Consider the following 8,376-nt stretch of genomic DNA (forward strand, 5'->3'; position numbering starts at 1 on the left):
GGGCGCGGCGCTCGCCGGCCTCTGCGGTCCCGCGCTGCGGGTGCGGCCCGCGCAGGGGCCCGTCGAGCGGCGCGAGCCGCACTTCGCCCGCCACTCCGATCTGCTGGAGCGGCTGATGCTGGTCGTCTTCGTCAGCATCGGCGCGGTGATGATCGTCGCGACGGTGCTGATCGCCACGCACACCTTCACCGCGCAGCGGGTGCTGCTCGCCCTCACCCTGCTCACCACCCTCGCCGCGTTCTGCCCGCGCCTGCGGGCCTCCCCGCCGACGCCGAGTACGCCCAGGACAGGAAAGGGTTCCGCTCTGTGAGGTTCGCTCGTCCCTTTCGCCGTGACTCCGAAGGCCGGCACCGCAGGCCGAACGCGAAGGACACACAGGCCCCGAAGGAGGGGCCGGCGTCCCGGCGCCGCCGGCTGCTGATCACGTCCGCCACCGTCGTCAGCGCGGTCCTGGTCGCCGTGCTCGCTCTCCGGGACGCCTCCGGGCCCTCGGGTTCCGGCCCTGAGCCGTCCGCGATGGGCGAGAAGTGCCGGCCCACCGACCTGCTGGAGCCGCCCTGCGGCGCCTGGTTCGGCGCGTTCGTGCCGCACGAACGCGCCGATCTGGAGGAGAAGGTGAGGGCCTACGAGCAGAAGGTGGGCCGCAAGCTCGACATCGTGTACACGTACCACGACATGTCCCTGCCCGAGGGCACCCGCAGGGAGGGACAGCTGCTCAGCCCGGAGGAGCAGCGCGTCGGCGAGGACCGCATGCTGCTGCTGTCCTGGGAGAGCAAGTGGTGGGGCGGCGGCAAGAAGCAGCAGCCGAGGTGGCAGCAGATCGCGGACGGCGACCTCGACGCCACCGTCATCGACGTCCAGGCCCAGCGCATCAAGGAGTACGGCGAGCGCACCGGGAAGAAGGTCTTCCTCTCCTTCGACCTGGAGATGGACACCCGCACTCCGGACAACGGCACACCCGCCGAGTATGTGAAGGCGTACCGGCACATCCACGACCGGTTCCGTGAGCTGGGCGTCGACAACGTGGTGTGGACGTGGATCATCACCGGCTATCTCGGCCACGCCGAGCTGTTCGAGAAGATGTACCCGGGGGACGAGTACGTCGACTGGATCGGCTACAACCAGTACAACTACTACCGCTGCCACAAGACCGACTGGCTGAGCTTCGCCCAGACCCAGACGGAGACGCATGCGTGGATACGCGAGAACATCTCCGACGACAAACCGCTGATGCTGTCCGAGTTCGGCACGGCACAGGACACGGCGCGGCCGGAGCGGCAGGCCGAGTGGTACGCGCAGGTGCCGCGCGTGCTGAAGCGGCTGGAGGGCGTCAAGGCGGCCCTCCAGTGGAACTACCGCGACCCCGGACCGCACTGCAACCTCGCCGTGGCCAACGACGCGGCATGGGACAGCCTGCGCAAGGTGGCCGCCGACCCCTACCTGAACCAGCCCGTGAGGTGACCGAACCGGGGCCGGCCCGCGCGGTGACCGCGTCCGCCCGGGCGGTCAGCCCGCGAACTCCGGCCCGTGGACGGCCGCCCGGGCCCGCCGGTACCAGCGCCACCCGACCGTCTTAGGGCCGTCCCGGTACGGGGCGATCCGCGCGCCGCCGCCCGCGAGCCAGGCCCGGACGTCGGCCACCGTGTGGGTGCGGCGGACGATGAGCCGCGCGATGCGGTAGCGCTCGTCCCGCTCCGAACTGAGCGCGTGCCGTACGGCGGTCGCCGTCTCGTAGCCGACGTCGGCCGCCATGGCACGGACGCGCGGGCTGTTGTAGCCGTGCGGATAGGCGAGATGGGGGACGAGGTGCCCGAGGGTGTCCTCCAACGCCGCCTTGGAGTCGCGTAGTTCGGCGCGCAGCCGCCTGCCGGTGAGCGTGTCGAGCTGGGCGTGCGTGACCGTGTGGCTGCCGATCTCCATACCGGCGCGCTCCAGTTCCGCCGCCTGGGCGAGGGCCATCATCGGCGCGGGCGGCAGCAGACAGTGCCCGCCGGGTGCGAGGGCGCCGGTGGTGAGATACGCGGTGGCGGGCAGCCCTCGCTCGGCCAGCGTCTCGGCGGTGGGACCGGGCAGGTCGGCAAAACCGTCGTCGAAGGTGAGCAGCACCGGCCGGGGCGGCAGCGGCGCGCGCCCGGCGAGATGGGCGGCGAGGGCACTGATGGTGATGGGGGTGCGCCCGCTGTCGGCCACGGCGTCGAGATGCGCGACGAACTCCCGCGGCGTGACGGTGAACTCGGCGATCCAGTCCGGCGGATCGTCCATCACGGCGTGATACAGGAACACGGGGATGGCCGATGTCGAGACAGGCCCGGCCGCCCTCTCGGCTTCCTCACCCGCTCTGCCGGCGACCGGGTCCCGCGGCGACCTCGTCATCTCGGCCCTCTTCCGGATCGCGTCTCCCGCCCCGCGGCTTCCCGCAGGGCCCGCCGGGCGCGGACATAGCCGACGGGGCCGTACAGCATCCCCCTGCGCTGCAGTCGGGACAGCCGCCGCGGCCAGGGGTGCGTACGGCTGTCGTGGTCCCCCGGGGCGGTCCCGCCCTCGCCGGTCTCCCGTACGGCGGTCAGCGTCCGCGCGTGAGCGAGGCCGCGCGGCAGCCGGGTGAGGAAGGCGGGCAGCAGGGCGGGGCGGTTGACCAGGATCGCGGTGAGATAGGCGGTGAGCCCGGCGCCGTAGCCGTAGGCCTGGGTCTCCAGGTCCCGCCAGGTCTCCCGGTGGTGGTGCCACACCAGCGCCCGGGGTGTGTAGTGCAGCCGGTGCCCGTGGGCGAGGACGCGGACGAAGCCGTAGAGGTCGTCGCCGCCCCGCGCGGGCGTGCCGGCGCCGGTGGCGGGGTCGAAGCCGCCGACCTCGCGCAGCACCTCCGTGCGGAACGCCATGTTCGCCCCGGAGCCGAAACGCCCCGCCGTGAACGGGAACAGCGGCTCGTCGCGGGGCGGGTCCTCAGGGTCGTACGTCGTCGGGGTGAAGCCCTTGGCGAAGCCGCCGTGGCTCTCCAGGAGGACCTGGGCCGGGGTGCGCAGCCGGGCGGGCAGGATCAGGCCGGTGGCGCAGCCGAGGCGGGCGTCCCGGGTGAAGGGGGCGGTGAGTTCGGTGAGCCAGCGGGGATCGGCGATCACGTCGTCGTCGGTGAACGCGATCACCTCGCCCTCGGCCGCCGCCAGGCCCGCGTTGTGGGCCACGGCGAGCCCGGGGACCGGCTCGCGGACATAGCGCACGCGCTCCCCGTACTTCCGGTGCACCAACTCTTTTGTCTCGTCCGTCACGGGCGCGTTGTCGACCACGACGATCTCGAAGCGCAGGTGGTCCTGCGCGAGCAGCGAGTCCAGCGCGCGGGCCAGCTGCCCGGCCCGCTCCCGGGTGGCGACGACGACCGAGGTGTACGGCGGTGACGCGGCGTGACCGGTCGGGTCCGCGACCTCGGTGAGCACCTCCCGGGCCGACTCCGTCAGCACCGTCCCCGGATCAGCTCCCTCCGGCACCCGCCCCAGGAACGTCCCCACCGGCACCCCGGCCCGTCTGACCAGCACGAACACCTCGCCGTGCGTCACCGGCGGACTGCCCGGGCCGGGTCTCAGCGTCGCCTGGTCACCGTCCACATCCAGCTCGGCGACCTGCACGGCACCGATGGCCAGGAACCGTCGTATCTCTTCCCGCGTACGTGCTGCCTGGGACATGGCCCTCCCCTCCTCACGACCCTCACGACACGACCGTCACGACACGACCGTCACGACACGACCGTCACGACGCGACCCCTCAGGACCGGCGCAGTCGTCCCGCGCTCTTCAAGGTCCGCGACGCCAGCGACGCGAGCCGCGGGCGGGTGCGGACGAACGCGTGTGCGCGGCGCACGGGCTCACGGCTCAGCCAGTACAGTGCCGCGCCCACCCCGGGACGGGTCGCCGCCCCCTCGTAGACGGCGAGTTCGCCGGTCTTCAGCGAGTCCTTGTACTCGGCCGGCCCGCGCCCCATGTCCAGCAGGCCGATGCCCTCGGCCGCCGCCGCCTCGGCCATCCGCAGATGCAGCACCAGACCCGGCGAGTACTTCGCGACATCCGGGTCGTACGCGGGGAACCAGCAGGCCAGCACGGACGACGAGCGCAGCCCGAAGTGCGCGGCGACGGGCCGGTCGTCGGCGTACAGCACCGACAGCGTGCCCGTGCACTGCGGCGCCCGGGTCTCGGCGAGGCGTCCCACGAGCCGCGTGATCCACTCCTGCGCGAACCGGTCGCGGCGCCCGGTCCTGCGATACTGCGCCGACTTCCACTCCATGAGCGTGCGCAGCGCCGCCGGGTCCCGCTCGTCGAACACGAACCGTACGGGCCCCACCTGTCGGCCCAGCCTGCGCTCCTTGGCCAGCGTGGTCTTCAGGAACTTCGGCGACTGGGTGCGCAGCACCGACTCGTACGTCTCGTAGCCCTTCTCCACGTCGATGACGAAGGTGGCGTGCTCCTCGGCGGCGTACGGCACGAACAGGCGCTGGTCGGCCTCCAGGTTGTCGAAGGCGAAGCTGGACACCGAGCAGGCCCGCAGCAGTTCGGCGGTGTCCCAGGCGAGGCCCGGACGCAGGATCGCGCCCTGGCAGTCCGACACCCCGAGCCCGATGGCCAGCCCCTGGCCCAGCGCCCCTCGCTCGAACGGCAGGAAACCGGCCGGTTCGAGCCCGTCGTACAGCACCGCCACCCGGGCCTGTGGCCGCACCCGGCCCACGGCGGTGGTGAACTCCGGTTCCATGAACGGGTTGCGCGGGACGTCCGCGGCGGCGCGCAGTTCGCGCCAGCGCTCCCGTTCCCCCTCGCCGAGATCTTCCGGCCTCAGTACGCGCACACGTCCACTGCTCACCTGACCCCCCGATCAAGTCCCCCCTGGACACTTGGAAGGTACCGCCCGGGAGGGCATGGACGGTAGGTAGCGGACCATGTTGTTGCCAATCGGTGCACAAGCGGGGGTCGGGGGCGCTCGGGGGCGTACCGGACGGTGGTGACGGCGGTGAGTAGACCCGGCGTGTTGTCCGTATTCTCTGATCATGGCCGCACCCACCGCGTACTCACTCATCGCCACCGACCTGGACGGGACGCTGCTGCGCGGCGACGACACCCTGTCCGACCGGTCCCTCGCCGCGCTCGCGCGGGTGGCGCAGGCCGGTGCCCGGCACCTCGTGGTGACGGGCCGCCCGGCGCCCCGGGTACGGCCCCTGCTCGACGACCTCGGCTGCACGGGGCTCGCGGTGTGCGGACAGGGCGCGCAGGTGTACGACGCCGGCGCGGACCGGCTGCTGTGGTCCGTGACGCTGGACCGGGAACTGGCGGAGACCGCGCTCGGCAAGATCGAGGCCGAGGTGGGGGAGGTGTACGCGGCGGTCGACCAGGACGGGGTCGACGGGCTGACGCTGATCGAGCCGGGCTATCTGATGCCGCACCCCACGCTGCCCGCCGTGCGGGTGGAACGGCGCCGGGACCTGTGGGAGCGGCCCATCAGCAAGGTGCTGCTGCGGCACCCCGAGCTGTCCGACGACGAGTTGGCGGCGACGGCGCGTTCGGTGGTCGGCTCGCTCGCCACGGTGACCATGTCCGGGCCGGGGACGGTGGAGCTCCAGCCGTGCGGTGTGACGAAGGCGACAGGGCTGGCGCTGGCCGCGGAGCGTCTTGGGCTGGGACCGGAGGAGACCCTCGCGTTCGGGGACATGCCCAACGACATCCCCATGTTCGACTGGGCGGCCCGGGGAGTCGCCATGGCCAACGCCCATCCCGAGCTCAAGGCGGTGGCCGACGAGGTCACCACGACGAACGAGGACGACGGCGTGGCCGTCGTCCTCGAGCGTCTGTTTCCCGGGGCCGGGCGGCAGGTGCCCCAACACGTGCCGGCCCAGTGTGTCCCCGGGGATGCGTCCTCGTCCGCCGAGAGGGCGCTTTTTTCGTCTCAGTAATGCGGTTTCGGTTGTGACCTGGTACGGCCTGAAACGGCTCAGTACGCGCCGAAGACGTTGTCGATCGAGCCGTAGCGGTCGGCCGCGTAGTTGCAGGCGGCCGTGATGTTCGCGACCGGGTCGAACGGGTCGAAGGCGGTGCCCGGCACGTGGTACGCGGCGAAGGTCGGGTCGATGACCTGCAGCAGGCCCTTCGACGGGGTGCCCTTGGCGGCGTTGGAGTCCCACAGGTTGATGGCGGCCGGGTTGCCGGAGGACTCGCGCATGATGTTGCGGTGGATGCCCTCGTAGGAGCCGGGGATGCCGTGCTGCGCCATGACCGCCAGCGACTCGCGGATCCAGCCGTCGAGGTTGTCCGGGTACGTCGTCGCGGCGGTGGTGGCCGTCGTGGTGGAGGTCGTGGTGGCCGCGGAGGCGCTGGTGGCGCCGATGAGCGGGAGGGCGACCACGGCGACGCCGGTGCCGGCGACGGCGAGGGTGCGGGCGAGGCGGCGGCCGCCGAAGCGGCGGTGCTGACCGGATGCAGGCATGTTCGTGTGTCCTCTCCTACGCCTGCGAGGTGAGCTGTCGGGTTCGGGCTGGGAGAGTGCCCGGCCGTGCCCCTTCGGGCATGGCTTCACCCCTAGCCGTTCCGGACGGTGGTCCGGCCCGGCGACTTACCTGGGTCCCCCGCTCCTGCCGTGCGTGAGTGTTCGTCGATTGGGTGGTGCGGGCGGCGGCAGGATTCGGCGTCCGCCCGGCAGGCCGGGAACGTATGCGAGAGCACATGTCGGGAACAAGTGCGGTCATCACGGATGAGGCCGTTTGATCTTGCGGTGGGGTGATTTGGGTGCTTGATCCTTTGCGGGCGCTGAGCGTCAACTGTGGTGTGGGGGAAGGGGAGTATGGGTCTTCGGGTGGGGTGTGGGGGTGGGGTTCCGTGCGTGACTCACTTCACTGGGGGTGGACTGCGGGTGCAATTTTCGCCAACGGGAATTCGACTGGTATTTGCGGCAAATCGGGCAGTGGGGCGGGCAGGATGGTGCGTGTGGCGGAGGTGGGGTGCCGAGTGGGGATGTGTTGACTCGTGGTGATCGGACGATCAGGAGTGCTGCGGTTGTGATCCGATATGGCCCGGCTGGTAACACCGGGCGCTGGTGGTGATCGAAACGTGACCGGATACGCTGACTTGAGTGGTGGCAGCGACCTATCGACAAACCGTGTAATCGGCAGTGGACACCAGCAGACAGGAGACCCCTCGTGACCGTCGTCGGGCCGTTCGGGCTGAGCGTGCGGGACCAGGCTCTGGAGGCCGATGTCCAGGCCGGATTGACGGCTGTCGAGGAGGGGCTGCTCGAGGCCACCAAGAGCGAGGTGCCGTTCATCACGGAGGCCGCGCAGCATCTGGTGCGGGCCGGGGGGAAGCGGTTCCGGCCGTTGCTGGTGATGCTCGCCGCGCAGTTCGGTGACCCGTACGCGCCGGGGGTCGTGCCGTCGGCGGTGGTGGTGGAGCTGACCCACCTCGCGACGCTGTACCACGACGACGTGATGGACGAGGCCGCGGTGCGGCGCGGGGTGGCCAGCGCGAACACGCGGTGGGGGAACTCCGTCGCGGTGCTCACCGGGGACTTTCTGTTCGCGCGGGCCTCGCACATCCTGGCCGATCTCGGGCCGGAGGCGGTGCGGGTGCAGGCGGAGGCGTTCGAGCGGCTGGTGACCGGGCAGATCCTGGAGACGGCGGGGCCGCAGGACGGGCGGGATCCTGTCGATCACTACCTGGATGTGCTCGGGGGCAAGACCGGGTCGCTGGTGGCGGTGTCGTGCCGGTTCGGGGCGATGATGTCGGGCGCCGACGAGACGGTGGTGGACGTGCTGACGCAGTACGGCGAGCGGCTGGGGGTCGCGTTCCAGCTCGCGGACGATGTGCTGGACATCGCGTCGGACTCGCACGAGTCGGGGAAGACGCCGGGGACGGATCTGCGGGAAGGCATTGCCACGCTGCCGGTGCTGCGGTTGCGGGAGCGGGCGGCTCGGTTGGGGCTGGCGGAGGACGTCGCGCTGTGCGAGCTGCTGGACTCCGATCTGTCGGACGATGCGCGGCATGCGGAGGCGTTGCGGTTGCTGCGGGCGCATCCTGCGTTGGAGCAGGCGCGGCGGGACACGGTGCGGTACGCGGAGGAGGCGCGGGCTGCGCTGGCGCCGCTGCGGGAGTGTGACGCGAAGGTGGCGCTCGAGCAGTTGTGCGATGCGGTGGTGCACAGGGCCGGCTGAGGGCTCCGTGCTCCGTGCTGGGTGCGGCTCCGGTGGGTGGATGCCTGCGGCGCCGCTGCGGCTTCGGTGGGGGCGGGTGTAGCGCCTGCGGTGGGTGGGTGAGTCGGGGCCGGGGCGGTGGTGTCCGTCCTCGGTCTGGCGCGAAATGGGTCGACTCAAGAGGCTGCTCGGCGCGGACGCGCCAGCCGCTGCGGGCAGAC

At 71.6% G+C, this 8,376-nt stretch carries 7 protein-coding genes, 1 pseudogene and 1 riboswitch; of the genes and pseudogenes, 4 read left to right on the forward strand and 4 right to left on the reverse strand.

The genetic code is table 11. The features are described 5' to 3' along the window. A pseudogene (locus N4P33_RS29180) lies at nt 1-310 on the forward strand (hypothetical protein); the annotation flags it as partial. Beyond that, on the forward strand, nt 307-1,461 hold the full coding sequence (locus N4P33_RS29185; protein WP_260829896.1) for a glycoside hydrolase family 26 protein: 1,155 nt from the start codon (nt 307-309) through the stop codon (nt 1,459-1,461). The pseudogene N4P33_RS29180 and the gene N4P33_RS29185, both read left to right, overlap by 4 nt. Before the next feature lie 45 nt (nt 1,462-1,506). Here the strand turns inward: N4P33_RS29185 and N4P33_RS29190 are convergent, their stop codons facing one another. The 3 genes from N4P33_RS29190 to N4P33_RS29200 all read right to left on the reverse strand — a co-directional run bounded on the left by N4P33_RS29190 (nt 1,507) and on the right by N4P33_RS29200 (nt 4,827). Next, a complete protein-coding gene (locus tag N4P33_RS29190) occupies nt 1,507-2,262 on the reverse strand; it encodes a polysaccharide deacetylase family protein (RefSeq protein ID WP_260829898.1) in 756 nt (251 codons plus the stop codon). A 107-nt stretch (nt 2,263-2,369) separates the two neighbouring features. Next, nucleotides 2,370-3,677 (reverse strand): glycosyltransferase family 2 protein, encoded by a 1,308-nt coding sequence (locus tag N4P33_RS29195; RefSeq protein ID WP_260829900.1) that lies wholly within the window; start codon nt 3,675-3,677, stop codon nt 2,370-2,372. Nucleotides 3,678-3,756: 79 nt separating this feature from the next. Further along, a complete protein-coding gene (locus N4P33_RS29200) occupies nt 3,757-4,827 on the reverse strand; it encodes a GNAT family N-acetyltransferase (RefSeq protein WP_260829901.1) in 1,071 nt (356 codons plus the stop codon). Nucleotides 4,828-5,026: 199 nt separating this feature from the next. Here N4P33_RS29200 and N4P33_RS29205 point away from each other — a divergent pair, with 199 nt between their 5' ends. Continuing rightward, nucleotides 5,027-5,926: an HAD family hydrolase gene (locus tag N4P33_RS29205; protein WP_260829903.1), complete on the forward strand. Its 900-nt coding sequence runs from the start codon at nt 5,027-5,029 to the stop codon at nt 5,924-5,926. A gap of 38 nt (nt 5,927-5,964) precedes the next feature. Here N4P33_RS29205 and N4P33_RS29210 read toward each other — a convergent pair whose 3' ends face one another. Then, a complete protein-coding gene (locus N4P33_RS29210; RefSeq protein ID WP_260829904.1) occupies nt 5,965-6,456 on the reverse strand; it encodes a transglycosylase SLT domain-containing protein in 492 nt (163 codons plus the stop codon). A gap of 4 nt (nt 6,457-6,460) precedes the next feature. After that, nucleotides 6,461-6,627, reverse strand: a riboswitch (cyclic di-AMP (ydaO/yuaA leader). Between the two features lie 538 nt (nt 6,628-7,165). On the opposite strand from N4P33_RS29210, the gene N4P33_RS29215 reads away from it, so the two are divergent. Next, a complete protein-coding gene (locus N4P33_RS29215) occupies nt 7,166-8,176 on the forward strand; it encodes a polyprenyl synthetase family protein (protein WP_260829907.1) in 1,011 nt (336 codons plus the stop codon). Nucleotides 8,177-8,376 lie beyond the last annotated feature (200 nt).

Source organism: Streptomyces sp. 15-116A (genome assembly GCF_025290915.1).
Classification (GTDB): domain Bacteria; phylum Actinomycetota; class Actinomycetes; order Streptomycetales; family Streptomycetaceae; genus Streptomyces.

Excerpts from the sequence above, each read along its gene's own strand:
- N4P33_RS29195 (WP_260829900.1), bottom strand. The coding sequence starts at position 3,677 with ATGTCCCAGGCAGCACGTACGCGGGAAGAGATACGACGGTTCCTGGCC.
- N4P33_RS29210 (WP_260829904.1), bottom strand. The coding sequence starts at position 6,456 with ATGCCTGCATCCGGTCAGCACCGCCGCTTCGGCGGCCGCCGCCTCGCC.
- N4P33_RS29190 (WP_260829898.1), bottom strand. The coding sequence starts at position 2,262 with ATGGACGATCCGCCGGACTGGATCGCCGAGTTCACCGTCACGCCGCGG.
- N4P33_RS29205 (WP_260829903.1), top strand. The coding sequence starts at position 5,027 with ATGGCCGCACCCACCGCGTACTCACTCATCGCCACCGACCTGGACGGG.